General features: G+C 27.5%; 32 protein-coding genes. 28 read left to right on the forward strand and 4 right to left on the reverse strand.

The window, feature by feature from the left end:
* The first annotated feature begins 21 nt into the window (after nucleotides 1-21).
* The 6 genes from ruvX to I4U66_RS04540 all read left to right on the forward strand — a co-directional run bounded on the left by ruvX (nucleotide 22) and on the right by I4U66_RS04540 (nucleotide 4,258).
* Nucleotides 22-447: a Holliday junction resolvase RuvX gene (gene ruvX, locus I4U66_RS04515; protein ID WP_092924608.1), complete on the forward strand. Its 426-nt coding sequence runs from the start codon at nucleotides 22-24 to the stop codon at nucleotides 445-447.
* A 67-nt stretch (nucleotides 448-514) separates the two neighbouring features.
* The gene (locus tag I4U66_RS04520) at nucleotides 515-787 is read left to right on the forward strand and encodes a DUF1292 domain-containing protein (protein WP_092924610.1); all 273 of its coding nucleotides are present in this window, start codon (nucleotides 515-517) and stop codon (nucleotides 785-787) included.
* 273 nt (nucleotides 788-1,060) lie between these two features.
* Nucleotides 1,061-1,948, forward strand: coding sequence for an LCP family protein (locus I4U66_RS04525; protein ID WP_195581340.1), 888 nt, complete (start codon nucleotides 1,061-1,063; stop codon nucleotides 1,946-1,948).
* An 85-nt stretch (nucleotides 1,949-2,033) separates the two neighbouring features.
* Nucleotides 2,034-2,471 carry a Fur family transcriptional regulator gene (locus I4U66_RS04530; protein WP_195581339.1) on the forward strand — a complete coding sequence of 146 codons (438 nt, stop codon included), beginning with the start codon at nucleotides 2,034-2,036 and terminating at the stop codon, nucleotides 2,469-2,471.
* A 243-nt stretch (nucleotides 2,472-2,714) separates the two neighbouring features.
* Nucleotides 2,715-3,518 (forward strand): motility protein A, encoded by an 804-nt coding sequence (locus I4U66_RS04535; protein WP_195581337.1) that lies wholly within the window; start codon nucleotides 2,715-2,717, stop codon nucleotides 3,516-3,518.
* A gap of 2 nt (nucleotides 3,519-3,520) precedes the next feature.
* Nucleotides 3,521-4,258, forward strand: a complete 738-nt coding sequence (locus I4U66_RS04540) for a flagellar motor protein MotB (RefSeq protein WP_092924619.1) — start codon at nucleotides 3,521-3,523, stop codon at nucleotides 4,256-4,258.
* Nucleotides 4,259-4,407: 149 nt separating this feature from the next.
* Here I4U66_RS04540 and I4U66_RS04545 read toward each other — a convergent pair whose 3' ends face one another.
* The gene (locus I4U66_RS04545) at nucleotides 4,408-5,181 is read right to left on the reverse strand and encodes a metal-dependent hydrolase (RefSeq protein ID WP_195928530.1); all 774 of its coding nucleotides are present in this window, start codon (nucleotides 5,179-5,181) and stop codon (nucleotides 4,408-4,410) included.
* Between the two features lie 356 nt (nucleotides 5,182-5,537).
* Between I4U66_RS04545 and I4U66_RS04550 the strand changes: the two genes are divergently transcribed.
* The 5 genes from I4U66_RS04550 to I4U66_RS04570 all read left to right on the forward strand — a co-directional run bounded on the left by I4U66_RS04550 (nucleotide 5,538) and on the right by I4U66_RS04570 (nucleotide 9,417).
* A complete protein-coding gene (locus I4U66_RS04550) occupies nucleotides 5,538-7,211 on the forward strand; it encodes a ribonuclease J (protein WP_092924623.1) in 1,674 nt (557 codons plus the stop codon).
* A gap of 56 nt (nucleotides 7,212-7,267) precedes the next feature.
* A complete protein-coding gene (locus I4U66_RS04555; protein ID WP_092924625.1) occupies nucleotides 7,268-7,603 on the forward strand; it encodes a YlbF family regulator in 336 nt (111 codons plus the stop codon).
* A gap of 47 nt (nucleotides 7,604-7,650) precedes the next feature.
* Nucleotides 7,651-7,854 carry a DUF503 domain-containing protein gene (locus tag I4U66_RS04560; RefSeq protein WP_330615395.1) on the forward strand — a complete coding sequence of 68 codons (204 nt, stop codon included), beginning with the start codon at nucleotides 7,651-7,653 and terminating at the stop codon, nucleotides 7,852-7,854.
* Between the two features lie 194 nt (nucleotides 7,855-8,048).
* The gene (locus I4U66_RS04565) at nucleotides 8,049-8,240 is read left to right on the forward strand and encodes a CD1290 family small acid-soluble spore protein (RefSeq protein WP_092924629.1); all 192 of its coding nucleotides are present in this window, start codon (nucleotides 8,049-8,051) and stop codon (nucleotides 8,238-8,240) included.
* 28 nt (nucleotides 8,241-8,268) lie between these two features.
* Nucleotides 8,269-9,417 (forward strand): D-alanyl-D-alanine carboxypeptidase family protein, encoded by a 1,149-nt coding sequence (locus I4U66_RS04570; RefSeq protein WP_092924631.1) that lies wholly within the window; start codon nucleotides 8,269-8,271, stop codon nucleotides 9,415-9,417.
* Between the two features lie 52 nt (nucleotides 9,418-9,469).
* Here I4U66_RS04570 and I4U66_RS04575 read toward each other — a convergent pair whose 3' ends face one another.
* Nucleotides 9,470-10,363, reverse strand: a complete 894-nt coding sequence (locus I4U66_RS04575; protein ID WP_195928531.1) for a LysR family transcriptional regulator — start codon at nucleotides 10,361-10,363, stop codon at nucleotides 9,470-9,472.
* Nucleotides 10,364-10,558: 195 nt separating this feature from the next.
* Between I4U66_RS04575 and I4U66_RS04580 the strand changes: the two genes are divergently transcribed.
* From I4U66_RS04580 to scpB, 10 genes are all read left to right on the forward strand, one after another.
* Nucleotides 10,559-12,259 (forward strand): FAD-dependent oxidoreductase, encoded by a 1,701-nt coding sequence (locus I4U66_RS04580; protein ID WP_195928532.1) that lies wholly within the window; start codon nucleotides 10,559-10,561, stop codon nucleotides 12,257-12,259.
* 21 nt (nucleotides 12,260-12,280) lie between these two features.
* Nucleotides 12,281-13,459, forward strand: coding sequence for a MalY/PatB family protein (locus tag I4U66_RS04585; protein WP_195928533.1), 1,179 nt, complete (start codon nucleotides 12,281-12,283; stop codon nucleotides 13,457-13,459).
* Nucleotides 13,460-13,626: 167 nt separating this feature from the next.
* A complete protein-coding gene (locus I4U66_RS04590; RefSeq protein WP_092924639.1) occupies nucleotides 13,627-15,186 on the forward strand; it encodes an AbgT family transporter in 1,560 nt (519 codons plus the stop codon).
* Nucleotides 15,187-15,208: 22 nt separating this feature from the next.
* Nucleotides 15,209-16,384, forward strand: a complete 1,176-nt coding sequence (locus I4U66_RS04595; RefSeq protein ID WP_166505809.1) for a M24 family metallopeptidase — start codon at nucleotides 15,209-15,211, stop codon at nucleotides 16,382-16,384.
* A gap of 203 nt (nucleotides 16,385-16,587) precedes the next feature.
* Nucleotides 16,588-16,803, forward strand: a complete 216-nt coding sequence (locus tag I4U66_RS04600; protein WP_092924643.1) for a hypothetical protein — start codon at nucleotides 16,588-16,590, stop codon at nucleotides 16,801-16,803.
* Between the two features lie 5 nt (nucleotides 16,804-16,808).
* Nucleotides 16,809-17,111: a spore coat protein gene (locus I4U66_RS04605; protein ID WP_166505808.1), complete on the forward strand. Its 303-nt coding sequence runs from the start codon at nucleotides 16,809-16,811 to the stop codon at nucleotides 17,109-17,111.
* A gap of 148 nt (nucleotides 17,112-17,259) precedes the next feature.
* Entirely contained in the window at nucleotides 17,260-17,589 is a 330-nt protein-coding gene (locus I4U66_RS04610) for a M24 family metallopeptidase (protein ID WP_271957199.1), read from the forward strand.
* Between the two features lie 160 nt (nucleotides 17,590-17,749).
* A complete protein-coding gene (locus tag I4U66_RS04615; RefSeq protein ID WP_092924649.1) occupies nucleotides 17,750-18,337 on the forward strand; it encodes a site-2 protease family protein in 588 nt (195 codons plus the stop codon).
* A 15-nt stretch (nucleotides 18,338-18,352) separates the two neighbouring features.
* Nucleotides 18,353-19,075 carry a segregation and condensation protein A gene (locus I4U66_RS04620; RefSeq protein WP_092924651.1) on the forward strand — a complete coding sequence of 241 codons (723 nt, stop codon included), beginning with the start codon at nucleotides 18,353-18,355 and terminating at the stop codon, nucleotides 19,073-19,075.
* Between the two features lie 4 nt (nucleotides 19,076-19,079).
* On the forward strand, nucleotides 19,080-19,610 hold the full coding sequence (scpB, locus tag I4U66_RS04625; RefSeq protein WP_092924653.1) for an SMC-Scp complex subunit ScpB: 531 nt from the start codon (nucleotides 19,080-19,082) through the stop codon (nucleotides 19,608-19,610).
* 186 nt (nucleotides 19,611-19,796) lie between these two features.
* On the opposite strand, the gene I4U66_RS04630 is transcribed toward scpB, so the two are convergent.
* Nucleotides 19,797-20,039: a small, acid-soluble spore protein, alpha/beta type gene (locus tag I4U66_RS04630; RefSeq protein ID WP_240275646.1), complete on the reverse strand. Its 243-nt coding sequence runs from the start codon at nucleotides 20,037-20,039 to the stop codon at nucleotides 19,797-19,799.
* A gap of 190 nt (nucleotides 20,040-20,229) precedes the next feature.
* Here I4U66_RS04630 and I4U66_RS04635 point away from each other — a divergent pair, with 190 nt between their 5' ends.
* The 3 genes from I4U66_RS04635 (at nucleotide 20,230) to I4U66_RS04645 (ending at nucleotide 21,843) form a co-directional block, all read left to right on the forward strand.
* Complete coding sequence (locus I4U66_RS04635) at nucleotides 20,230-20,829, forward strand: DUF2953 domain-containing protein (protein ID WP_195237298.1); 600 nt, start codon at nucleotides 20,230-20,232, stop codon at nucleotides 20,827-20,829.
* On the forward strand, nucleotides 20,783-21,205 hold the full coding sequence (locus I4U66_RS04640; protein ID WP_166505805.1) for a spore germination protein GerW family protein: 423 nt from the start codon (nucleotides 20,783-20,785) through the stop codon (nucleotides 21,203-21,205). Before I4U66_RS04635 ends, I4U66_RS04640 begins: the two co-directional genes overlap by 47 nt.
* Before the next feature lie 197 nt (nucleotides 21,206-21,402).
* Nucleotides 21,403-21,843, forward strand: coding sequence for a MarR family winged helix-turn-helix transcriptional regulator (locus I4U66_RS04645; RefSeq protein WP_092924659.1), 441 nt, complete (start codon nucleotides 21,403-21,405; stop codon nucleotides 21,841-21,843).
* 201 nt (nucleotides 21,844-22,044) lie between these two features.
* Here the strand turns inward: I4U66_RS04645 and I4U66_RS04650 are convergent, their stop codons facing one another.
* On the reverse strand, nucleotides 22,045-22,698 hold the full coding sequence (locus I4U66_RS04650; RefSeq protein WP_092924661.1) for a TMEM164 family acyltransferase: 654 nt from the start codon (nucleotides 22,696-22,698) through the stop codon (nucleotides 22,045-22,047).
* A 211-nt stretch (nucleotides 22,699-22,909) separates the two neighbouring features.
* Between I4U66_RS04650 and I4U66_RS04655 the strand changes: the two genes are divergently transcribed.
* From I4U66_RS04655 to I4U66_RS04670, 4 genes are all read left to right on the forward strand, one after another.
* Nucleotides 22,910-23,869 (forward strand): hypothetical protein, encoded by a 960-nt coding sequence (locus I4U66_RS04655; protein WP_207741702.1) that lies wholly within the window; start codon nucleotides 22,910-22,912, stop codon nucleotides 23,867-23,869.
* Nucleotides 23,870-23,880: 11 nt separating this feature from the next.
* On the forward strand, nucleotides 23,881-25,164 hold the full coding sequence (locus I4U66_RS04660; protein WP_195928535.1) for an FAD-dependent oxidoreductase: 1,284 nt from the start codon (nucleotides 23,881-23,883) through the stop codon (nucleotides 25,162-25,164).
* Nucleotides 25,165-25,257: 93 nt separating this feature from the next.
* Nucleotides 25,258-25,491, forward strand: a complete 234-nt coding sequence (locus I4U66_RS04665) for a hypothetical protein (RefSeq protein WP_195928536.1) — start codon at nucleotides 25,258-25,260, stop codon at nucleotides 25,489-25,491.
* 108 nt (nucleotides 25,492-25,599) lie between these two features.
* Nucleotides 25,600-25,815 (forward strand): DUF4177 domain-containing protein, encoded by a 216-nt coding sequence (locus I4U66_RS04670; RefSeq protein WP_092924667.1) that lies wholly within the window; start codon nucleotides 25,600-25,602, stop codon nucleotides 25,813-25,815.
* Nucleotides 25,816-25,848 lie beyond the last annotated feature (33 nt).

Raw genomic sequence — 25,848 nt, forward strand, 5'->3', positions numbered from 1 at the left:
TTAAAATTTAAGGAGAAAAAAATGCTAGACGGAAGAATAATGGGACTTGATGTTGGTGATAAGACTATAGGAGTTGCAGTTAGTGACTTAATGGGTCTTACAGCACAAGGAGTTAAAACAGTAAAGAGAATAGGGAAGAAAAAAGACATAGAAGCATTAAAAGAAATAATAAAAGAAAGACAAGTAACTAAGATAGTTTCAGGGTTACCTAAGAATATGAATGGAACATTAGGTCCACAAGGTGAAAAAGTAATAAAGTTTTGTGAATTATTACAAGAAGAAACGGGAATAACAATAGAATACTGGGATGAAAGATTATCAACAGTAGCAGCAGAAAGAACACTTATACAAGGTAATGTTAGAAGAGAAAATAGAAAAAGTGTTATAGATATGGTAGCTGCTGTAATAATACTTCAAGGATACTTAGATAGACAAAGAAATTTTTAAAATATATATAAATTAACTAGTTTATGATATATAATATAGTTAATAAATAGAATTAGAGGTGGATAACATGCAAGAAAATATAATAAACTTAATCGATGAAAATGGCCAAGAAAGTGCTTTTGAAATAATATTAACACTAGAAGCAGAAGGAAAAGAATATGCTATATTAGTTCCTTTAGAAGAAGAAACAGAAGAAGCTTTAGTATTTAGAATTGACCAAGATGAAGAAGGCGAAATATTAGTTCCATTAGAAGATGACAAAGAATATGAAATAGTTGTTGATGTATACAACACATTAATGGAAGAAGAAGGATTAAACTTCGACGAAGACGAAGAATAATAAAAAGACTACCTAGCAATAGGTAGTTTTTTATATATTAAGGTATTATAAACTATTTAGTTTTAGGATAATTTATAGTAGTTTAATATATAAAATTTAAAATATTTTACTGATACTTAGTTTGAGAGATTGATGCAAACATAAGTTAGATAAGATATATAATTGGTAAAATGAAATATTTCGTCGATACGTCGCTTAAGCATAGTAAATTTTTTGAGTAAAAATATAATAGTGAGGCAAAATATTTACAAATAAGAATAAGGAGTAATGATAATGAAAAAATTTATATTATGTCTTTTTATAATACTTATTTGTATAACACAAAAGATTGACTCATTAGAAAATAGTAGTTTAGAAAATAGTAAAAATGATATTGAAAATATACTTCTAATTGGGATAGATAGTTCAAATACTAATAAACCATCAAGGTCTGATTGTATGATAATACTAACTATAGATACTAAAAATAAAGCTCTAAGGCTTACGTCCCTAGCCAGAGATACATTAGTTAATATACCTAATATAGGATATGAAAAATTAAATCATGCATATGCTTATGGTAAGGAAAAACTACTTTTAGAAACAATAAATAATAATTTTAATTTAGATATAAAGGATTATGCAGTAGTAGATTTTAAATCATTTATAGAAATAGTAGATACTATAGGAGGGGTAGAAGTAGACGTTAGTCAAAAAGAAATAGAATACCTTAATAAAACTATAGAAGTCTGTTATGATTTAAATTCTCAAAATGAGGGTAATATAAAGTATATAGACAAAGTAGGAAATAACAAATTAAATGGATACCAAGCTCTTGCTTATGCAAGAATAAGGAAGATGGATACCATTTATAAGCGAGATGAAAGACAAAGAAAAATATTAACTGATATAGCAAACAAATTAACTAATATACCTTTAAAAGATTATCCAAAGGTTATAAGTAGTGTAGTTAAACATATAGATGTAAATATATCTATTGATAAAATATTTAAATTAGCATTAATATCGCAAAAGTTAGCTAATTATGAGATAAAGCAATTGGAGTTTCCAGTAGAAAAATATAGAGATGAAGGTATAAGCGATGAAAGTAAAAAGTATGTTATAAAGTGGGAAAAAGAAGAAAATTTGAAAATTCTAAATGATTTTATATATAACAAATAAAATGTCTAGAAATCATTGACAAAATGACCATTATCAAATAAAATAATTAATAAAGATTATCAATTGAAAACAAGGGTGATATTATATGAATACAATGGAGTTATTAAAAGATAAATTAAAAGAAACAGGATTTAAAATTACACCACAAAGAAGAGCGATAGTTGAAATACTTATAAAAAATACAGATAAACATTTAAGTAGTGAAGAAATATATGATTTAGTTAGAGTAGATTGTCCTGAAATTGGATTAGCAACAGTTTATAGAACTATGCAGTTATTAGATGATGTTGGAGTTATATCAAAGCTTAACTTAGATGATGGATGTATAAGATATGAAATATGCTTAGACAAAGAAGACAGCCATAATCACCATCATTTAATATGTAAAAATTGTTCAAAGATAATAGAGGTTAAAGAAGATTTACTAGACTCAATCGAAAAACAGATACAAGAAACATATAAGTTTGAAATAATAGATCACGATTTAAAGTTTTACGGATTATGCGAAGATTGTTCTAAATAAAATTATATTTTTTACTAGATAAAAAGGCATCTATCAAAAGATAGATGCCTTTTTGATTATGGATATTTATTAAATGTGTCTACTTAATAATGGATAAAAGCTATAAAATTCACATAAATAAAAAATGTTAAATATATAAAAACATACTTAATATATGATGATAAAAGCCGATAATATAAATTATAAATATTAGAATAGTGGAGCTTTCTAAAGATACAAAAAATATAGAAGGGACATTGAATTATGACTGGTTTAATATCGTTATTTTTAGGTTTTGGATTTTTATTACTAGGTTTTATGGGTGAAGGAGGGCATGCTAATGCTCTTATTTCTTGGACTCCTCTTGTAATAGTATTTGGAGGAACAATTGGTTCCTTAGGTACATCATTTACGCCTAAACAATTAAAAAATATAGGTAGAATTTTAAAAGTTGCTTTTACTAGAAAATCAGCAGACTTAGTAGAAGTAATAGCATATCTTAATCATGTATTAGACAAAGTAAAAAAAGAAGGTTTTTTAAGTATTGAATCTGAAGTAGACGAAGAAGAAAAAATGGATCCTTTTATGAAAAAGGCTCTTTTATCAGCTATTGATGGGGTTCACCCTGAAGAGCTTAGAAATATGTTAGAAATTGAAGCGTCAATGAGTTTTAAAAGACATAAGGTGGGCGCAGCTATATTTGACTCTGCTGGAGGAACAGCACCAACTATGGGTATCGTTGGTACAGTTTTAGGTCTTATACACGTTCTTGGAGGACTAGCAAGTGCAGATATGAATGCCTTAGGAAGTAGTATATCGGCTGCATTCTTAGCAACTCTTTATGGACTTGGAAGTGCTAACTTAATATTCCTTCCAATTGCAACTAGACTTAAAAATTTAGGAAAAAATGAACAATTAGAAAAAGAAATTATAATGGAAGGTATAACATTAATTCAACAAGAAGTAAGCTCAACAATATTTATAGAAACGCTTAAAGGTTTTTTAGATAAAAAGGAGCAAGCTAAGCTAGAAGCAAGATATTTAGAACACGTTGAATTGGAGGGTTAATCATGCAAAAAAGAAATAGATTTGAAGAAGAAGAAGAGCATGAAAACCATGAACGTTGGTTACTTTCCTATGCAGACTTTATAACATTATTAATGATATTTTTCATTATAATGTATGCAATGAGTAGTATAAATAAAGGGAAATATGAAAAACTTACAACTGCTTTAAATGAGGCTATGGGTGATGGAACAGCTATAGCAGATACTGGAAGCAATATGGGTGGAGAAACTGGAAATGGCCTAAGTGAAAATGAAAAGTTAGAGAAAGTAAAAGAAAAGTTAGATAAGTATCTAAAAGAAAATAATCTTTCAGGTAGTGTTAATACAACAATAGAAAAAAGAGGATTAGTTGTTAGCTTTAATGATTCATTATTCTTTAATAGTGGTAAAGCAGACGTAAAACCAGATCAAGTTAATAAACTTGTTAAAATAAGTGAGATTATAAATAAATCCTTAGTAAAGGATAGTTATATAAGAGTTGAAGGTTATACAGATAATGTGCCTATGCACAATGAAATATTTAAATCTAACTGGGATTTATCAGTAATGAGGGCTAGTAACGTAGCGCAGATTTTAATAAATAATGGTGGAATAAATCCTCAAAAAATATCAGCAATAGGTTATTCAGAATATAGACCAAAATCTGATAATAATACAGTAGAAGGTAAGGCTAAAAATAGAAGAGTAGATATATTAATATTAAATTCTAAATTTAATGAAGTTGAGAATAATAAAAAGTAAGGTATATGCTCTAATTAACAATTTACATAAGATTATTAGTTTAAATATGATTTAAATAAAAAAGATATTAACACAATTTGTGTTAATATCTTTTTTATTTAGCTAAGTTTTAATACTTTAAGTATTTTTTTATTAAATTATTAAAATAACTAAAAGGGCCATAACATTGATAAATTTAATAAATTAAATTTATTTATTATAGTGAAAACTACTAATGTAGTTAAAATCATAATAAATATTATCTCTATAGTATTATTTAAAAAACCACCTACTTTAAAAAATCCTAGAGAAAACTTTTTATCACTAATAGGATATAAAAGAGGAATACCTGATCTTGTAAATAAATCTCCTAAAAATATATGACTAGCATAACTTATAGTTCCAAAAAATGATAAATTTAATATATTAGTTATTAGCTCGATTTGTTTTAATAAAAAATATACTATAATTATTGCAAATATACTGTGAGAAAAACTTCTATGTTTTAGCCAAGGAAATGTGGCAAGCATAAAGCAAAATATAGAAAAGTATATTTTAATATTAACTAAATAAAGACAAAATCCGAGAAGTATAAATATTAATGATATAAATACTTTTCTTAAGAAAGTATGATTAAGCTTTGACTCTATTATAAAAATAGATATAAATGTTATTAATGAGCTTAAAAAAAAGTTATCATTTATTTTAAGTGATATAAAAAATATAAATACATTTATCAAATATATTGTGATTTTTAAAATAAACTTAGAAGTATTCTTTTTTAAAAACATTTCAGATACTATTGAATTTGATTCATCTAAATCTGGTAGAATAGAGAAAAATGCAGATAATATGATATTAAAAATAGATATTGGTATATTAAATAATAATGAGGCTTGAATAACACTTAAAACACCTATAGTACAATGAGTTTTACCCCTCATAAAACCTCCCATTATAATTTAGATAAATATAATGCATATTTATCGCTAAATTTTATTTAATCAATACCTAAATAAAATGCATATTTAAGTATATAATTACAACTTTACTTAATTTGAACAAAGGATATATCCTTGGAGAAATGAGCAAAGCGAATTTTTATTTTATAGTTTGAGAATATCAGAATAATTTGACTTTGTCAAAATAATACAATAAATGTATTTCAAATACTACTTAATTTATTGATGAAATTATGGTACAATGATAATAACTGGTAAAGAGTGCGTGAATCGATATTATTTAAAATTTTAGAACGTGTTGAAATTTTAATAAAAACTGAATAGACATAGAGGAGATGATGCAGTTGTTCAAAAAAAGCGCCAATAAGATAAAAGTAATGGCACTAGGCGGTCTTAACGAAGTCGGCAAAAACATGACAGTTATCGAATACAAAGATGAAATAATTGTTATAGATGCGGGGTTAAGTTTTCCAGATGATGATATGTTAGGGGTAGATATAGTTATACCAGATATAACTTATTTAATCAAAAACAGAGATAAAATAAAGGGTATATTCATCACACATGGACATGAAGACCACATAGGAGCGCTTCCTTATATACTTAAAAAAATTAATGTACCTGTGTACGGTTCTAAGTTAAGCATAGGTCTTATACAAGTTAAGTTAAAGGAACATAAGTTAAATAACGTTAAGTTAAACGTTACTACACCAAGACAAATAATAAAGTTAGATCATATGGATGTTGAATTCATAAGAAATAATCACAGTATACCGGATGCTTGTTCTATAGCTGTTCATACAGATCAAGGAATAATATATCATACAGGTGACTTTAAAATAGACTTAACACCTATTGATGGGGATGTAATGGATATGCATAGAATATGTGAGCTAAGTAAAAAAGGTATACTTTTAATGTTAGCTGATAGTACTAATGCTGAAAGACCAGGATCTACATTATCTGAAAAGACAGTAGGATTAGGATTATATGATTTATTTAGAAAAGCTGAAAATAATAGAATAATAGTTGCAACATTTGCATCTAATATACACAGATTGCAACAAATAATAAATGCAGCAGAAAGATTTGGAAGAAAAGTTGCAGTTTCAGGAAGATCTATGGTAAATGTAGTAGGCGTTGCTAGTGAATTAGGATATTTAGACGTACCTGAAAATATGCTAATAGATCTAAACGATCTTCACAGATATGAAGATAGTGAAGTAGTTATAATAACTACAGGTTCTCAAGGAGAGCCAATGTCAGCTCTTGCTAGAATGGCAAGTTCTGATCATAAGAAAGTGGAAATAAGAAATGGAGATTTTATAATAATATCAGCTCATCCAATACCAGGAAATGAGAAATTAATATCTAAAGTAATAAACTGCTTATTTGAAAAAGGTGCAGAAGTTGTGTATGACGAAGTAGACATACACGTATCAGGACATGCTAAGCAAGAAGAATTAAAGTTAATCCATAGATTAGCTAGACCTAAGTTTTTCATGCCAGCACATGGTGAGTATAGAATGCTTAAAAAACATGCAGAACTAGCAGAAGAATTAGGTATGCCTAGTCAAAATATATTTGTAAATAAAACAGGAGATGTTTTAGAAATAGATAGAAATTCAGCTAAGGTAACAGGAACTATACAAACAGGAAATGTATTAGTTGATGGATTAGGTGTGGGAGATGTAGGAAACATTGTTTTAAGAGATAGAAAGCATTTATCAGAAGATGGACTTATGATAGTTGTAGTTACTATATCTAAAGAAGAAGGAAGAGTATTAGCAGGACCAGACATAATATCTAGAGGATTTGTATATGTAAGAGAGTCTGAAGATTTAATGGATGGAGCTAAAAATGTTATAAAAGATGTATTAAGAGACTGCGAAGATAAAAATATTAAAGAGTGGGCTTATTTAAAAAATAGTATAAAAGAAAACTTAAAAGAATATTTATACCAAAGAACAAAGAGAAATCCTATGATACTTCCTATAATAATGGAGGTATAATTAGAAAAGATTGAATATAATTTATTATATTCAATCTTTTTTTATGGGGGGAAACTATGTCAGTAAAAGATAGCGCTATGAAATTAGCAAATGAAATAAGAAATAGTAAGGAATATAAAGACTTTAGAAAAAATATGAATGAAGTAAAAAAAGATAAATCTTGTGAAAAACTTTTAAAGGAATATCAAGATATTCAAATTAAAGCACAAGGATATGTACTAAGAAACCAAGAGGTAGATAAAAAAGTCATTATGAAATTAGAATCTGTAGGAAAAAAGGTATCTAATAATAAAAAATTATATAACTACTTAAATAGTGAGCAAAAATTTAAATCTATGATGGATGATATAAATAAAATACTTGCTAAAAGTGTTGAAAAGGATTATAAATAGAAATACTATTAATAAATTTCATAGACTCACTAAGGAGAAAATAATATATGAAGATACTAGTCTTAAAAATAAGTTTAAGAGCAAATTGGGTTCATTCCCTTAAGGAAAAAAGAATGATAGTAAAAAGTATAATAAAAAAACTACAAAATAATTTTAATGTATCTATTATAGAAGTAGATAATCAAGATGTTCATCAGATAATATCAATAGGAATATGTAGTATAAGTTTAGAATTTAGTATGTGTGATTAAATAAAAGAAAAAATAATAAACTTTATAGAAGATAATACTGATGCATTAATGTTTGAAATAGAAGAAGAAATAATAAATTACTAAAAAGGACTTAAAGTTAAGTCCTTTTTTTATTACAAAAAATAACAATCATAAATACCTTATATTAGTAAAAGATAAAAACATATAGAAATTTACTAATAGGAGGTAAAAATATGAGCAAGCAAAATGCAAAAAAAGCTCTAAAGCAACTAAAAATGGAAGTTGCAGCTGATTATGGGATGACTTATGATGATGCATTTGAAATAATAGAAAATGCACATGTAAATGAAGTTTTAGCTAATCATTTAAAAAGAGTAGAAGAACATAAGACTTATTTTTCTAACAAATTAAATAATCAAAATTAATATAACTTAAGCATAAGAGGTGTATAATATGAAAAAGCTAGCTAGTATATTAGTTGCATTTATAATGGCTATTATACCTATTAATACAAGTTTTGCAAATGATACGGGAAACATAAATGTATCCTCAAAATCCGCAGTACTTATGGATGTAGGTAGCGGAAAAGTTTTATATGAAAAACAAGCACATGAAAAGTTGCCACCAGCTAGTGTAACAAAAGTAATGACTATGCTTTTATGTATGGAAGCACTAGAAAGTGGTAAGCTAAAATTAACAGATGAAGTGCAAATAAGTGAAAATGCATCTAGTATGGGTGGAAGTCAGATATTTTTAGAAGCTGGAGAAGTACAAGATGTAGATACGTTAATAAAAGGTATAGCAGTAGCATCAGCAAATGACGCTTGTGTAGCTATGGGAGAACATATTGGAGGAAGTGTAGAAGGCTTTGTAGATATGATGAATAAAAAGGCTAAAGAATTAGGTATGAAGGATACTAACTTTGTAAACACTAATGGTCTTCCAGTTGATAATCACTACACTACTGCTTATGATATAGCTTTAATGTCTAGAGAGCTATTAAAGCATGAAGCTATAAGTAAGTACCTTACAACTTGGATGGACAAGGTTGTAGTAGGAAAGAAAAAGGTAGAAGTAGGACTTGCTAATACTAATAAGATGGTAAAACACTATCAAGGTACAACAGGTGTTAAAACAGGATTTACACAACAGGCAAAATATTGTTTATCTGCATCAGCTAAAAGAGGAAATACTCATTTAATAGCAGTAACATTAGGTGCAGAAACTTCACCAGAAAGATTTAAAGATTCTTCTAACTTACTAAACTATGGATTTGCAAATTATGAAAGTGTTAATCTTTGTACAAAAGATGATAAAATAGCAAACATAAAGATAGATAAAGCTGAAGATGAAAATATAGAATTAGTTGCAAAAGATGATTTAAGCCTTTTAATCAAAAAGGGTGGAAATAAAAACTTTGAAAGAAAAGTTAAGTTAAATGAAAATCTAAAACTTCCTATCAAAAAGGGAAGTGTACTTGGACAGATGGAAATATATCAAAATAAAAAGTCTATAGGGAAAGTGGACTTAGTAAATAATAAAGATATAAATAAAGCTGGATATATGAAAATGCTACAAAGGGTTATAGAAAACATGTTTTAAAAAATAGGTGCCTTAAACAACTTTTATAGTTAGAATAAGGCACCTATTTTTACTAATAACAAAAACATCTAGATTTAGATGTTATAAATTTCATAAAAATTTCTTCTGATTTACTAAATTTATGATTTTTTCTATAAGATATATAATAATTAAATTTAGTATCTAATTCTTTTACATCAACTTTTTTTAGAGTTTGATTTCTAAGTTCTTGTCTAATTGTAATTTTAGGAACAAAAGAAAGTCCTCTACCAGAAACTACAGATTGTTTTATTGCTTCAGGGGAATTAAATGAAAATATTATATTTAGTTTATTAACATCTAAACCATTTTTTCTAAGTATATTCTCTAAATTAAGCCTAGTAGCAGATGAATCTTCTCTCATTACTATTGGTATATTATAAATATCATCTATAGATATTTTATTATAAGTAGAATCTGGACTTGCAACTAAAACAAGTTCATCAGAAAGTATAGATACACATTCTAAGTCATTAGGAACAGATGATTCTTGAATTATTCCTAAGTTTAGGGTCATATCTTGTATTTTTTTTATAATTGAAAAAGTACTATCTATATGCATGGATATATTTATATCACTGTATATTTGTTTAAAAGTATATAAAGTACAAGGAAGGGCATAGTCCCCCATACTCCTACATGAACCTATATTTAAATCAGTATTTCTTTCTTCAAGTTTTTTTAAAGAAAGATGTATATTATCTTCAAGTGCTAATATAGCATCTGCATAATCATAAACTATCTTACCTTCTTCAGTAAGTTCAACGCCTCGACGTCCTCTATTTAATAGACATACTCCAAGAGTATTTTCAAGACTTTGGATTTGCATACTAAGACCAGGCTGACTTAAGTGAAGCATCTTAGCAGCTTTAGATATACTTTTAAATTTAACAGTATTGTAAAACGAACGTAAATGTATAAGATTCATAAACACTCTCCTAAAAGTTTTTCAAATAATGATAATTAATTCTTACAATAAATACATTATATAACAAAACGTTATCATATATAACAAATACTTATATAAAATGATATAAAAACTATGTTAATATTTAAATATAGGTTTGATATAAAATTAACGAGTAATTAATATTATAAAAAATATTTCAAAGAGGTGAAGAAATTGAGTAGGAAAATTTTAATAGTAGGTGGAGTTGCAGGTGGAGCTTCAGCTGCTGCTAGGCTTAGAAGACTTAATGAAAATGATAAAATAATAATGTTTGAAAAAGGGCCACATGTATCTTTCTCAAATTGCTGTTTACCATATCACTTAAGTGAAGTTATAGAGGATGCAGAGTCTTTAGTTCTTATGCAACCAGATAAGTTCTTTAATCAATATAGAATAGATGCAAGAATAAATAATGAAGTTATAGATATAGATAGAACAAATAAAAAAATTAAAGTTAAAGATTTAATAAATAATAAAGAGTATGAAGAAAGTTACGATAAGTTAATATTATCTCCTGGTGCAAATCCAATAGTACCTAATATACCTGGAATTGAAAATATAAATGTATTTACAGTTAGAAATGTTGTTGATATAGCAAAATTAAAATATTTTGCTAATAAGTCATATGAAAATAAAGTAACTGTAATAGGTGGAGGATTTGTAGGAGTTGAAGTTACTGAAAATCTTAGAGAAGCTGGATATGATGTAACATTAATAGAAGCATCTAAGCAAATAATGAAGCCATTTGACTATGATATGGTACAAATACTTCATAAAGAGTTAGATGATAAAGGTGTTAATTTAATATTAGAAGATAAGGTAGTAGCATTTGAAGATGGACATACTGTACTAGATTCAGGAAGAAAAATAAAGTCAGACGTAGTTATTATGGCTATAGGAGTTAGTCCTGATACTAAGTTAGCTAAACAAGCTGGGTTAGATATAGGTGAAACTGGATCTATAAAGGTAGATCACAATTACTGTACAAATGATAAAGATATATATGCAGTAGGGGATGCAATAGAAGTATATAATACTTTAACTCATAGAAAAACTAGATTACCACTTGCAGGGCCTGCTCAAAAACAAGCAAGAGCTGTTGCAGATCATATAAACAATATTCAAGTTAGAAATACTGGATTTATAGGTTCTTCAGTTATAAAGGTATTTGATTTAAATGGAGCATCTACTGGTCTTAATGAAAATATGATAAAGGAATTAGACATTAATATAGACTATGAAGTTGCAAGGGTTATACCTTCAGATAAAGTTGGATTAATGCCAGGAGCAAGTCCAATGCACTTTAAATTAATATTTGAAGTACCAACAGGAAAAATACTAGGAGCACAAGCTATAGGTAAAGGAAGTGTAGACAAAAGAGTAGATGTTATAGCAACTCTTATAAAATTTGGTGCAACTGTAGAAGATTTAAAAGATTTAGAGTTATGTTATGCACCAACATTTTCAACTGCAAAGGATGTAGTAAACCATGCTGGATATGTAGCATCTAATTTACTTAGCAATACATTTAAACAAGTACCCGTTACAAAGGTTAGAGAGCTAGTAGAAAATGGGGAATATATAATAGATGTTAGAGAAGAAAATGAATTTGAATTAGGTCATGTAGTAGGGGCTAAAAACATACCTTTAAGTCAATTAAGAGATAGATTAGATGAAATACCAAAGGATAAAATATTATATGTACACTGTAGAAGTGCACAAAGAAGTTATAATGCAGTATTAGCACTTAAGCAGTTAGGATTTGAAAATGTATATAATATAGCTGGAAGCTTTTTAGGTATATGCTTATATGAATATTTTAATGATAAGACTAAAAATAGAAAGCCTATAGTTACACAATATAATTTTAATTAGGGGATAATTTGGAGGAGTAATATGATATATAATTTCGATGAAATAATGGATCGTAGTAACAATTTTTCAGCAAAGTATGATGAGGCTAAAAATAAATTTGGGAGAGATGATATAATACCTCTTTGGATTGCTGATATGGATTTAAAAACAGCACAGCCTATAATAGATGCAATAATAGGAAGAGCTAATCAAGGGATGTTTGGATATGTATCAAGACCAGAAAGATACTTTGAATTAGTAAGAGAGTGGCAATTAAAGAGAAATAATTGGGATGTTGATACAACGTATATGGCACATGCTACAGGAGTAATGCCAATGATGTGTCATTTTATGAGAGAGTTTTTAAATGAAGGTGATAAGGTTATAGTTCAACCACCAGTATATTCGGAATTCTTTACAGCTGTAAAAGATTGGGGAGGAGAATTAGTATACAATCCTTTAAAGTTAGTAGATGGAGATTATCAAATGGACTTTGAAGACTTAGAAAAGAAGCTTAAAGATGGGGCTAAGTTTTTAATAGTTTGTAATCCTCATAACCCAGTTGGGAGAGTTTGGAGTAGAGAAGAACTAACTAGACTTGGTAATTTATGTTTAGAAAACAATGTTATGGTTATATCTGATGAAATACATTCAGACTTAATATTATTTAATAACAAGCATATACCAATGGCATCTATAAATGAAGACTTTAAAAAGAATACTATAACTTGTATGTCAGCTACAAAGACTTTTAATTTAGCAGGTCTTCAAGTATCAACTACAGTATTTCCTAACTTAGAAATGAAAAAGATATATGAAGATGTACAAGGAAAGTTGGATTCTAAAAGAAACAATGCATTTAGTGTAGTGGCAAATATGGCAGCTTATGCTCATGGTGAAGAATGGTTAGAGCAATTATTAACTTACTTAGAAGGTAATATTAAGTATATAAATAACTTCTGTAAAGAACATATACCACAAATAAAGCCAAATACTCCAGACTGTACATATTTAATGTGGCTAGATTGTAAGGATTTAGGGCTAGAGGGAGATAAATTAGTTGATTTCTTTACAAATGAAGCTAGACTTGGATTAAATGATGGAAGAAGTTTTGGAATAGGTGGAGAAGGCTATATGAGATTAAATGTAGCTTGTTCTAGAAAGTTATTAGAAAAAGCTATGAATCAATTAAAAGAAGCAGTAGATAAGAAAAACTTATAGGGGAGTATAGGTTTTAAAATAAGGGATTATAGCTAGTTTAGTTATAATCTCTTGAAAATAAATTTATCTAAGAGTTAATGATTTATATAACTAATAATAATTTTGCTCAAAAGGAAAAGGGTTTTATACATTGTTTTAAATAAAATTTTATAATACGGGGGTTTATTATGGAAATTAAAGCACAGGCAAAGTCAAAAAAGAGCTTTCTTTTAAGATCTTTAGACACAGTTGAAAGAGTAGGTAATTCGCTACCTCATCCAGCGACAATATTTATAATATTAACAGCAGTTGTAATATTAGGATCAGCTATTGCAAGTAGTATGGGTCTTTCTGTAAGTTATGATGCTTATGACCAAGCAACTGGAGCTATAGTTGAAACTCAAGTTGTAGCAGAAAGTTTACTATCACCAGATGGTATTAGATATATGTTTACTTCTATAGTATCAAACTTTACTAGCTTTTTTGCACTAGGACCAGTATTTGTAATAATACTATGTGTTGGAGTTGCAGAAGGAACAGGATTTTTATCAGCAGCCTTAAGAAAAGTAGCAAAAGTTACACCAAAGAAGATGGTTACAGCTATGATAATATTCTTGGGAATAATGTCAAATGTAGCATCATCTACTGGATATGTTGTATTAGTTCCATTAGGAGCAATAATATTTATGAGTTTTAAAAGACATCCAATCGCAGGTATGGCAGCAGCATTTGCAGGAGTATCTGGAGGATGGAGTGCAAACTTACTTATAGGTACAAATGACCCAATGTTTGCAGGTATATCAACAGAAGCTGCAAATATGATAAATCCAGAATACTTTGTTCAACCAACAGCTAACTGGTACTTTATGATAGCATCAACTTTCTTAATAGTAGCAGTAGGAACATTTGTAACAGAAAAAATAGTAGAGCCAAGACTTGGAAAATATGTATCAGATGAAGACGCAGTAGTTGAAGATATAACAGACCTTGAAAAAAGAGGTATGAAGTGGGGAGTATTATCATTAATAGTTTATATAGCATTTATAGGATTATTAGTACTTCCTCAAAATGGAGTACTTAGAGATCCAGAAACTGGTTCAATATTAACTTCACCATTTATGAGTAGTATTATACCTATAATGGCATGTTTATTTTTGGTACCTGGAATATTCTATGGAATAGGAGCTAAAGTTATAAAAAATGATAAAGATGTTATAGAGTTAATGATAAAAGGTGTAACTAGTATAGCAGGATTTTTAGTTTTAGTATTCTTTGCAGGACAATTTATAAAGTTCTTTGACTATTCAAAGCTTGGAACTATAATGTCAGTTAATGGAGCACATTTCCTAGAAAATACAGGATTTGTAGGGTTACCACTTATAATATGCTTTATAGTTTTAACAGCTCTTTTAAATATAATAATAGCTGTTGACTCTGCTAAATGGGTTTTAATGGCTCCAATATTTGTTCCTATGTTTATGCAAATAGGATTATCACCAGAGCTTACTCAATTAGTGTTTAGAATAGGAGATTCATGTACTAATGTTATAGCACCACTTATGCCATTCTTTGCACTTATAGTAGCCTTTTGTCAAAAGTATGAAAAGAAAGCTGGGGTTGGTACATTAATAACAACAATGTTACCATACTCAATAGCATTTTTAATAGGATGGACGTTATTATTTATAGTTTGGTATACATTTGGTTTACCAATAGGACCAGGATCACCATTATTTTATGGAGCATAATATAAATTAGGAGATAGTGAATATGAAACCTAAAGTTCAAAAGATAAAGAGATTATTAAGAGAAAATAATATTGATGGAGTTATAGTAAACTCTCCAGAAAATTTTACTTATATAACAGCTTATTCTTCACATCAACATACAGTATCTAGACAAGCTCATTTTGCTGTAAGTGTATTAGATAACAAAGAAGAAAGTAGGGCTATAGCTATAGGAATGGATTTTGAAAGTGAAGCATTTTCTGATTATATGGACTGTATAGTTAAAAAATATAGTACATGGGTTGGGGGAAAAACTTTTGAAGAAGTTTTAGCTAATAAAGAAGTTGTATCTAATAAAACTTTTGTAACTTCATTAGATGTAGTAGTTGAAAGTATAAAAGAATTAAACCTTGAAGATAAAAAAGTAGGTATAGAACTTGATTTTATATCAGCAACATATTTTGATTCTTTAAAGAGAGCTCTTCCTAATGTGGATTTTGTAAATGTTTCTAATTTATTTATAGAAGCTAGAAGTGTTAAAGAAGATGATGAAATAGAATACTTTAGAAAGTTAGCTAGAGTAGCTGATGAGGCACTTTTACATACAAGTCAGTTTGTTAAAGAGGGAGTAAGTGAAAGAGAACTGTTTGATATATACTGTAAAAAGGTAATGGAATCAGGAATATGCTTCCCAAGTGGATGGTCATCATTTTGTGCAGGTGAAAATTCAGGAAGACTTTGTCGATCTACTGATAGGATAATAAAAAATGGAGATGTAGTAAAATTCGACGGGGGGGTAAATGGAGACACTAACTTTTATACAACAGATTTTTCTAGAAGTTGGATAGTTGGAGATGCTCACCCAGTACTTAGTGAGTTAAAGCAAAGATTAGTTGAAGCTCAAAGGCTTATGATAGATTCAGTTAAACCAGGACTTGGTTTTGATGAATTATTCTCAATAGGATTTAATTATGTAAAAGAAAAGTATAAGTTCTATGAAAGAGGTCATCTAGGACATAGTATAAGTATGGGACCTCAAACGGCAGAGGCACCATTTATATCATTAAGCGAAAAAAGAAAGCTAGAAGTTGGTATGATACTTTGTATAGAAACACCATGTTATATATCTGGATTTGGTGGATTTAATATAGAAGATATGATATTAGTTACAGAAGATGGTTGTGAAGTATTAACACCACTTACACCACATTATAAATAAAAATAAAAGGTAGTGTTAAAGTGCTTAACACTACCTTTTTATATACTGATGAAATTATAATATTTTAAAAGTTATGAAAAATTGTTGTATAGTAAGTTTATATATTTATTTTGAATTTATTAATAAGGTAGATATTAACATGATTACTTTTAAATATTAATACGCATAATATTATATGAAAATATATTGTAGGAGGTAATTGAATGAGAGCACTTTCAGAAATAGAAAATCTATCTTTAGCAGCAGTGTTAAAAATGGAATCTGATGGTTTAATTATGCAAAGAGCAATAGATTCTTTAATATCAGATGAAGACTTAAAGAGACAATCAGAGGCTAGTATATTAGCAACAGAAGGAAGAATTAAAGCAATACAACAATTTATAGTTGAGAATAAAATACCAGCTACTGAGGAGGAATAGATACTATGAGAAATATGCTAGGAAATTTAATAAAAGATAATGCAGATCTAAACGATGAAATAATAGCTTTAGGTATGCTTTCATCTGCAAAAGAAGCTGCAGACATGTATCTTAATTCTACATTAACAAGTAGTACACCAGAATTAAGAGCGCTATATTCAGCATCATTAACTCAAATGGTTGGAGGTCATACAGCACTTACTGAATTAAGTCTTAATAAGGGATGGATTAAGCCATATGATACTCCTATTCAACAATTAACATGTGCTTATAATGAATCAAAACATGTTATTAGCGAAAATAGATAGTTATATTTCAATTTTAAAGAACTTAAATTGTAACCTTTATTTTGTCATTCAACCGACAGGATAATAAAAAATGGAGCGTAGTTAAATTCGACGGGGGGGGGTAAATGGAGACACTAACTTTTATACAACAGATTTATCTAGAAGTTGGATAGTTAAAGCTCAAAGGCTTATGATAGATTTAGTTAAGCCAGTACTTGGTTTTAATGAATTATTCTCAATAGGATTTAATTATGTAAAGGAAAAGTATAAGTTCTATGAAAGAGGTCATTTAGGACATAGTATAAGTATGGGACCTCAAACGGTGGAGACACCATTTATATCATTAATCGAAAAAAGAAAACTAGAAGCTAGTATGATACTTTGTATAGAAACACCATGTTATATATCTGGATTTGGTGGATTTAATATAAAAGATATGATATTAGTTACTGAAGATGGTTGTGAAGTATTAACACCACTTACACCACATTATAAATAATATATAAATTAAAAAGGCAGCTATTAATAAATAATTAGTAGCTGCCTTTTAATGTAATAGATTAGTGGTTAACATATAAGTATCTGATTATACAAAAGTTTTGATTATGAATTAATTACTTGATATAATAAAATTAAAACTAAATATAGGAGATGAAAAAATGAATTTAGATTATATATTGTCAACGGTAGTTGCAATTGCTGTTGCTATAAGCGTTCATGAGTTTGGTCATGCGTATTCGGCACACTTACTGGGGGATGATACAGCTAAGATGTATGGAAGAATGACTATAAATCCAGCTAAGCATATAGACCCTATTGGGCTTTTAATGATGATTATATTTAAAATAGGTTGGGCAAAACCTGTTCCTGTTAATCCAAATAATTTTAAAAACTACAAGATAGGAAATGTGTTAGTTTCATTTTCAGGAGCTATAGCAAACATTATAACTGCTATAATATGTGTGCTTATAAATAAGTATATAAATATGTATGCTATTAATTTAATAGCTTCTATGACTATGATATATAATGTAGGTTTTGCTGCATTTAACTTACTTCCTCTACCTCCACTTGATGGATGGGGAATAGTATCAACATTTATACCATATAAATACAATGAATATGTTTATAGATATGAAAATATGAGTAGTATAATATTTTTAGTTTTAATATTTACAGGATTAGTTGGTATATTTGTAGAACCAATAAGAGATATAATAATTAACATAGTATTTTTATTTGCATAATTTAAGAGGTAATCCATGAAGTATAATATACATTTACAGGTTTATGATGGACCACTAGATTTATTATATGATATGATATCTAAGCAAAAGATAGATATAAAGGACATATCAATAATAGAAATAACAAAACAATACATAAATTATATAAAAATGCTAGAGAAAATGGACTTAGAGGTAACTAGTGAATTTATAACAATGGCATCTAAGTTACTTCAAATAAAATCTAAGTATTTATTATATAAACAAAAAGAAGATGAAGAAAGTGTTGACCCTAGACTTGAATTAGTAGAACAATTAGAAGAATATAAAAAGTTCAAGCTAGCAACAGATTCTATAAAAGATAACATAACTTATATAGATGAATTATTCTTTAGAAAAAAAGAAGAAATAATAACAGATGAAAAAGTAGAATTAGAAGATATATCTATAGAGGCTATAAAAAATATACTTCCTTTAATACTTAAAGTAAAATCTGTTGAAGATGAAAAAGTAGAAGATAAAAGATTAGACAAAATAGTAAGAGGTAGAATAATACCTGTTGAAGAAAAGATATCTTTTATAAGAAGTATAATAGAAGTAGAAAAAGAAGTAAGATTTACAAAGATAATAGAGTCTTGTGATAAAGATGAAGTTATAGCAACATTTTTATCTATATTAGAAATGATAAAAGGAAAAGAAGTAATAGTAGAACAAGACTTATTCTTTGATGACATAATAATAAAGAAAAGCTCGGAGTGATAAAATGAGACGTGAAGATATTAAAAATATTATAGAAGCTATAATGTTTGCTTACTCAGAACCTATAAGTATTGGTGAGCTAAATAGTATAATAAATGAAGAGCTATCAAGCAAAGAGATAGAGTTAATGTTAAACTCTTTAATAGAAGAGTATAAGGAAAACAATAGAGGTATACAAATAATAAAATTAGAAAATAAATACCAAATGACTACTAACAAAGAGTATGCAGGATTTATAAAAAAATTATTAGAACCAAAAAAAAAGAAAACACTAAGTCAGGCAACTCTTGAAACACTAACTATAATAGCCTACAAACAACCTATAACAAAGGTTGAAGTAGAAAATATAAGAGGAGTAAAATGTGATAGAGCAATATCTGTTTTACTTGAAAATGAACTTATAAAAGAAGCTGGAAGGTTAGAAAAAATAGGGAAACCTATAATATATAAAACTACTGATGAGTTTTTAAAATTACTAAGCATAGAAAGCTTAGATGATTTACCACCATTAAATGAAGAAAAAGAAATCCAATAGGTTTATCCTATTGGATTTTTTACATTCAAGATAATTATATTAAGTATAAAACTATTGATAACTCATAAAGGTAAGATATTTCAATAGCTTTGAAAATGTAAAAAATAATATTTTAAGCAACGGACAAAGTCGTTGGCGATATGAGCGAAGCGAATTTTTTTAATTATATTAATTTTAATAAAAAACTTACTTTTCTTTATACATCTTTAAAAGTATTTCTTCGCCTTTAGTAACTAATGATTTAGTCATAGCTCCTCCAACTAGCTCTCCAGCAAGAACATTCTTAGATATCCCTTCTAGTGTGTTTTGAGGGGCATTACTTTCAATTTTATCACTAACTTCATTGTAGTTAAATCCTTGTTCATTAGCAATTTCCATTTTAAGCATATTTAAAGCTTGTTTTGCATTTTGGTTAATTGGTTTATTCATAGAATACATCCTTTCATTTGTTGTATTTATAAAATAGGATATACGTAATTTAAAATATAATACAAGATATTAAAATTCTATATAAAAGTATATGAAATTACTGCTTATATAACTTTATATTTAAATTAATATCTGTATTTTTTTGTATATATATTCAATATTTAGAAATAATAAAACTATGAGATACAGTGTGTTATTAATTATTTGTATAGTAATAGTATTATTACTAATACTATTTAACTCAAAGTTACATATATTAATCATTTCTAAAGTAAAGAATGAACATATAAGGGTAGATTTAAGGATAAAGTATTTCTTTAATATAATAAATATAAATATACCACTTTATCCAACTAATAAAAAATGTACCAAAACTAAGAAGGGAGAAATTAAAAGAAATAGAAGCATATACAATTCAAATTTAAAAGAAATAAAAGTAGTATTTGGGTTACTAAAAAGAGTTAAGATAGAAGAAATATATATAGATATAAATTTCGGCAGTGAAAATATACCTTTTACAAGTTTTATATATGTACTTATAAATTTTATTTATTCTAGCATAATAAACATTATAAACTCTAATAAGGTATATTTAAATGTAAAACCAGATTTTACTAAAAACTTTATAAATTGTGATTCAAAGATAGAAATAAAACCGACAATAAAAGATATAATAATAATATCGATTGCTATATATAAAATTTACATTAAAATTAATAAAGGTAAAAGGAATGGTGGTAATATTGAAATCGACAAACTCAATAAAAAGTCTTATGGAGACAACATTTGAAACTATTAAAGGCTCAATAGATGCAAATACAGTAATAGGAGACCCTATAAAAACAGATACAACAGTTGTTGTACCTATATCAAAAATAACAATAGGATTTGGTATAGGTGGAGGAGATTACTCTAGAGGTCCACATAAAGAAAATAGAATTTCAAAAGTAGAATGGGACAATGAAACAAACTTTGCAGGAGGAAGTGCAGGAGCCATATCTATACAACCCGTAGCATTTGTAGTAGTTGAAGATGGTGAAACAAGACTTATGAGCTTAGATAACAATATAAATATGGTAGACAATATATTAGCAGTTACACCAAAGGTTATAGAAAAAATTCAAAAGTTATCTAAGAAGGATGATTTAAACAAAAAACAATGCTAATAGTAAGTAAATTAGGGCTATCTAGAGTTTAAAATAAATAAATTATAGATAGCTTTATTTTAGCAAATACTTTGAAAGCAAATAATTTAATTGGTAAATATTAAAATTGTGTAGTATAATAAAGTGTATAGTTAAAATACTAACTAATGTAGAGGGTATTATAGGGTGTATAGAGCAAAATTTCGAGGTGAAGAGCTATGAACAACAGAGAAATTTCTACATTAATGGTGGACAGTATGAATGACTTTGCTAACTTAGTAAAGCTTATAAGTGCGGAGAGGGTGCAACATGATAGTGTTTTAACAGAGAGGCAATTTGTTACATTAAGCAGAATAAATATGCATAAAAAAATCGAGCTTAAAAATTTAAGTAAAGATTTATATGTATCAACTTCTAGTTTATGTATATTATTAAACAAATTGGTGGAACAAGGATATGTGTACAGAGAAGAAGATCCAAAGGATAGAAGAAATACTTTCTACTGTATAACTGAAAAAGGGCATGTTTTAATCAAAGCTGAAGTAGACCATTTACTAGATGTAATAGGTCATAGAATAGAAAAGTTAGATGAAGATAAAAAAGAAAGGTTATACAACTGTATGGTTGAATCAAGCGTTATATTTAAGGAATTATTATAAAATAAAATAAAAAATCATACCAAATTATGTTATAATGAAAATAACCTAAGATTTTTATTTTCTTCTTACATTTATTATTAGGAAATAAAAGTATATTTGCTCGCTAAATTAGCGAGCATTTTTTTACATGTAATTAAATTATATTAAGCATAAATCTATTGATAACTCATGAAAATAATATATATTAATAGGTTTAAAAATTTACCTTTTAATATTAAAATTAAATTTATCAAATAAAAGTACTGGTATATATACTATATTAGTTGAAATTATAAATACAATGATATTTAAAATATTAAAATTGGAAAAATCACGATTAAAATTAAAGTTTGTAAAAATATTTAAGAAAAATAAAAATGAAAAATATATTATACAAGTAATTAAATTATCTTTAATAGCACTAGAGCTTACCTTAAATTTTCTAACTTCTATTAGATATACATTAGCATATACTAATATCATTTTAGAAAATATAAGTAAGAAATAAAGTATATTTGGAAACCTATAAGGAATACTTTTAAAAAATATTATCTCACCTATAGAACAAACCAAACTCCATGAAAAAAATACATTAAACAATTGATATCTTTTAAAATATAAAATTGCTATGCAAATATAAGAACAAAATCGACCTGGTCCAATAGGTAGTGAATTTAATGTATCATAACCTCCCATAGATATTAATGAAACTTGTTCAGATACTATTTCTAATATAATAAGTGCACATATTACTTTCTCAACAATATAACTATAAGGTAATAAATTTTTAGTAAGCTTTGGACAAACATATAGAAATATTGAAAATAATAAAAGTATAGTTAGATGTTCTTTAGAAAAAATGAAATCTCCATTCATAAATAACTCTCCTAAGATAAATTTAATAAAATCAAGTATACGGCATATCCAAAAATTTTATATATACTAAAGTATATTTTGAGGCTACAAAAATAGAAGTAATAAAATTTGTATTAATTTGTGGTAGTGTAACAAAAAAAAATTAAAATAATAAATTGATAATATACTATTCAAGACATTAAAAAATAAACAATTTAAGGATGTGAATATATTGAAAAAGGGTAGTGGGAAAATATGTGCAGATGCTGGGAGCAAGTATTGCCCGTGTCATCTTGCTTACTCAGGGGATTGTATAAAATGTCCTCTTATAAGAGGAGAAAAATGCTCAAGTTGTTCATGGCAAGGAGTATGTATTTATAATGAACTTAAGCATAGTGAGAATTCAAAAATTAAACAAAGAGAAGAATATATCTGTGATATAAAAGATATAAAAGAAATTAAGGATAATGTATACCTTATAAAAATACAAGTTCCTAAAAATATCATAATAGATTTAAAAAGCCCAGGAGCTTACATGCTTATTAAGGGGATAGACAAGGATAGAGATATATTTAACACGCCTATATCTGTTATGGATGTGGATGATAAAGAAAACATACTAGAAATAATCATAAAGCCAGTAGGAGTAAAGACTAAAAATATAATAAACTTTAAAAAAATAAGAGTAAAAGGACCGTATTTTAATGGAATATTTGGGATTAAAGAAATAAAATCTACATCCGGAGAAAATGTAGTTGTAATAGGCAATGGATTATCTTTAGTAAACTCTATAAATGTAGTCAAAAGACTTATAGAGAATAATAACAAGGTAGAAGTGTTTATAAATAACCAAGCAGATATATTAGATGAAGTAGTAGATAAGTTAGAAAAATTAGGAATAAATGTATATATAACTGATATAAATGAAAATAAAGACTTCTTATTAGACTATATAAAAAGAAATGATATAAGCCTAGTGTATTCAGCTGGAGGCAATAGATTTAATAAATATATTATGGATATTGTAGATGAATACAGCAAAGATATAAAATTTGCTATATCAAACAATAACTTAATATGTTGCGGTGAAGGAATATGTGGTGCTTGCATAATCAATGTAAATGGAGAAAAAGTTAAATCTTGTAAGATGCAAATAAACAGTAGAGATTTTTTAAATTCTAACAATGTATAGGGGGAGTTGTAATGCCTAAAGTAGTTGTTATTGGTGGTGGATGGTCAGGATGTGCTGCTGCCATATCTGCTAAAAAAGCAGGTGCTGATGTTACCGTATTAGAAAAAACAGACTTATTAATAGGTCTAGGTAATGTTGGTGGAATAATGAGAAATAACGGAAGATATACAGCAGCAGAAGAAGCAATAGCACTAGGTGCTAGAGAGTTATTTGAAATCACTGATAAATATTGTACTCATAAAGATATAAATTTCCCAGGACATGATCATGCTACATTGTATAATGTAACAAAGGTAGAAAGACAAGTAAGAAATAAATTAATAGAAATGGGAATAGACGTTAGATTATTTAGCAGAGTTGTAGATGCAGAGGTTGAAAACGGTAATATAAAAGCTGTAATTTTAGAAGATGGAGAAAAAGTATATGGTGAAGCATTTGTTGAAACAACAGGTTCAGCAGGTCCTATGGGTAACTGTACAAAGTATGGTAATGGGTGTGCAATGTGTATACTAAGATGTCCATCTTTTGGAGGAAGAGTGAGTATAAGTGAAACTTGTGGATTAGAAGATATGATGGGAAGAAGAAATAATGGTGACTTTGGTGCATTTAGTGGTTCTATGAAACTATTAAAAGAATCTTTAAGTGAAGATATACAAAAGGAATTAAATGAAAAAGGATGTGCAGTAATAGCGCTACCTGATGAACTTAAAAATGAAAAGAAGTTAGACTTAAAGGTATGTCAACAATATGCTCTACCTGCATTTTCTGATAATATAGTTTTACTAGATACAGGTCATGCAAAACTTATGAGTCCATTTTTTGCTATAGAAAAACTAAGAAAAGTTAAAGGCTTTGAGAATGCTTGTATAGTTGACCCATATGCTGGTGGTAAGGGTAATTCTATTAGATATTTATCTGTAGCCAAAAGAGATAACTATATGAGAGCTAAAGGTATAAATAACTTATTTGTTGGTGGAGAAAAATCAGGATTTTATGTAGGTCATACAGAGGCAATATGTACAGGAAGCTTGGCAGGACATAATGCAGCTAGAAGCTGTGTTGGAATGTATTTACTTCAACTTCCAACTAATTTATTAATAGGTGATTTTTTAGCTTATTCTAATAATGAAATGCAAAAAGAAGGTGGAGATAAGTTAAGATTTACATTTGCAGGAAGTATTTATTTTAATAGGATGAAGGAGCTAGGATTTTATACTATAGATAAGGATGTTATAAGGGATAGGGTTAGAAAGGCTAGTCTGGAAGGTATATATGACAAGAAGGTTATAGGTTAGGCATTTTGCCTAGCCTTTTTTATAGGGATTATATAGTTGCGAAAGTTAAATTTCTGTATAGAATATATTATAAAAGGGGTGGAGGTGATGTATATGAAGAGATTAAATAATTATATAAATTTTGGATTATTATTCAATATTATTTTCTTGTTAGGAAATTGCACTAATTTACTTCCAGAGTTTATAAAAGGGATATGTGTTGGATTAGGTTTTACATTAATATTTATTGGGATATATTCAGAAACTCATGATGTATCTAAAATAGGAAAATACAAAAAAGGGTACTTAATAAATTACTATCAAAATGATATTTTATTTATTATATAAATTTAAATAGATACTATTATTTTATAAGATAGGAGCATTTGCTTCTATTTTATTGTTATATATTACCTGTAACAATTGCTATAATTAAATAAAGGGGGGGAAAGCTATATGTATGAGTATAAATTTATAAAAGTGCCATTAAAAAAAGGATGGAATGTTAAAACTGGTGATACTTTTGAGGAATGTAAAAATACTATTCAAGAAGAAGCAAAAAATGGATGGAGATTAAAGCAAGTTATTGTTCCAGTAAATGAAAATACTGGTATAGCACCATATCAAGCATCATATTGTTATCAAATTATTTTTGAAAAAGAAATAAAATAACTATTTGAAACAATAAAAGGCAAGTGAATATTC

This window comes from Romboutsia sp. D33t1_170424_H2 (assembly GCF_015669105.1).
In the GTDB taxonomy this organism is placed as follows: Bacteria; Bacillota; Clostridia; order Peptostreptococcales; family Peptostreptococcaceae; genus Romboutsia_C; species Romboutsia_C hominis.

Excerpts from the sequence above, each read along its gene's own strand:
- ruvX (WP_092924608.1), top strand. The coding sequence starts at position 22 with ATGCTAGACGGAAGAATAATGGGACTTGATGTTGGTGATAAGACTATA.
- I4U66_RS04520 (WP_092924610.1), top strand. The coding sequence starts at position 515 with ATGCAAGAAAATATAATAAACTTAATCGATGAAAATGGCCAAGAAAGT.
- I4U66_RS04525 (WP_195581340.1), top strand. The coding sequence starts at position 1,061 with ATGAAAAAATTTATATTATGTCTTTTTATAATACTTATTTGTATAACA.
- I4U66_RS04530 (WP_195581339.1), top strand. The coding sequence starts at position 2,034 with ATGAATACAATGGAGTTATTAAAAGATAAATTAAAAGAAACAGGATTT.
- I4U66_RS04535 (WP_195581337.1), top strand. The coding sequence starts at position 2,715 with ATGACTGGTTTAATATCGTTATTTTTAGGTTTTGGATTTTTATTACTA.
- I4U66_RS04540 (WP_092924619.1), top strand. The coding sequence starts at position 3,521 with ATGCAAAAAAGAAATAGATTTGAAGAAGAAGAAGAGCATGAAAACCAT.
- I4U66_RS04545 (WP_195928530.1), bottom strand. The coding sequence starts at position 5,181 with ATGAGGGGTAAAACTCATTGTACTATAGGTGTTTTAAGTGTTATTCAA.
- I4U66_RS04550 (WP_092924623.1), top strand. The coding sequence starts at position 5,538 with ATGCAGTTGTTCAAAAAAAGCGCCAATAAGATAAAAGTAATGGCACTA.
- I4U66_RS04555 (WP_092924625.1), top strand. The coding sequence starts at position 7,268 with ATGTCAGTAAAAGATAGCGCTATGAAATTAGCAAATGAAATAAGAAAT.
- I4U66_RS04560 (WP_330615395.1), top strand. The coding sequence starts at position 7,651 with ATGAAGATACTAGTCTTAAAAATAAGTTTAAGAGCAAATTGGGTTCAT.
- I4U66_RS04565 (WP_092924629.1), top strand. The coding sequence starts at position 8,049 with ATGAGCAAGCAAAATGCAAAAAAAGCTCTAAAGCAACTAAAAATGGAA.
- I4U66_RS04570 (WP_092924631.1), top strand. The coding sequence starts at position 8,269 with ATGAAAAAGCTAGCTAGTATATTAGTTGCATTTATAATGGCTATTATA.
- I4U66_RS04575 (WP_195928531.1), bottom strand. The coding sequence starts at position 10,363 with ATGAATCTTATACATTTACGTTCGTTTTACAATACTGTTAAATTTAAA.
- I4U66_RS04585 (WP_195928533.1), top strand. The coding sequence starts at position 12,281 with ATGATATATAATTTCGATGAAATAATGGATCGTAGTAACAATTTTTCA.
- I4U66_RS04590 (WP_092924639.1), top strand. The coding sequence starts at position 13,627 with ATGGAAATTAAAGCACAGGCAAAGTCAAAAAAGAGCTTTCTTTTAAGA.
- I4U66_RS04595 (WP_166505809.1), top strand. The coding sequence starts at position 15,209 with ATGAAACCTAAAGTTCAAAAGATAAAGAGATTATTAAGAGAAAATAAT.
- I4U66_RS04600 (WP_092924643.1), top strand. The coding sequence starts at position 16,588 with ATGAGAGCACTTTCAGAAATAGAAAATCTATCTTTAGCAGCAGTGTTA.
- I4U66_RS04605 (WP_166505808.1), top strand. The coding sequence starts at position 16,809 with ATGAGAAATATGCTAGGAAATTTAATAAAAGATAATGCAGATCTAAAC.
- I4U66_RS04615 (WP_092924649.1), top strand. The coding sequence starts at position 17,750 with ATGAATTTAGATTATATATTGTCAACGGTAGTTGCAATTGCTGTTGCT.
- I4U66_RS04620 (WP_092924651.1), top strand. The coding sequence starts at position 18,353 with ATGAAGTATAATATACATTTACAGGTTTATGATGGACCACTAGATTTA.
- scpB (WP_092924653.1), top strand. The coding sequence starts at position 19,080 with ATGAGACGTGAAGATATTAAAAATATTATAGAAGCTATAATGTTTGCT.
- I4U66_RS04630 (WP_240275646.1), bottom strand. The coding sequence starts at position 20,039 with ATGAATAAACCAATTAACCAAAATGCAAAACAAGCTTTAAATATGCTT.
- I4U66_RS04645 (WP_092924659.1), top strand. The coding sequence starts at position 21,403 with ATGAACAACAGAGAAATTTCTACATTAATGGTGGACAGTATGAATGAC.
- I4U66_RS04650 (WP_092924661.1), bottom strand. The coding sequence starts at position 22,698 with ATGAATGGAGATTTCATTTTTTCTAAAGAACATCTAACTATACTTTTA.
- I4U66_RS04660 (WP_195928535.1), top strand. The coding sequence starts at position 23,881 with ATGCCTAAAGTAGTTGTTATTGGTGGTGGATGGTCAGGATGTGCTGCT.
- I4U66_RS04665 (WP_195928536.1), top strand. The coding sequence starts at position 25,258 with ATGAAGAGATTAAATAATTATATAAATTTTGGATTATTATTCAATATT.
- I4U66_RS04670 (WP_092924667.1), top strand. The coding sequence starts at position 25,600 with ATGTATGAGTATAAATTTATAAAAGTGCCATTAAAAAAAGGATGGAAT.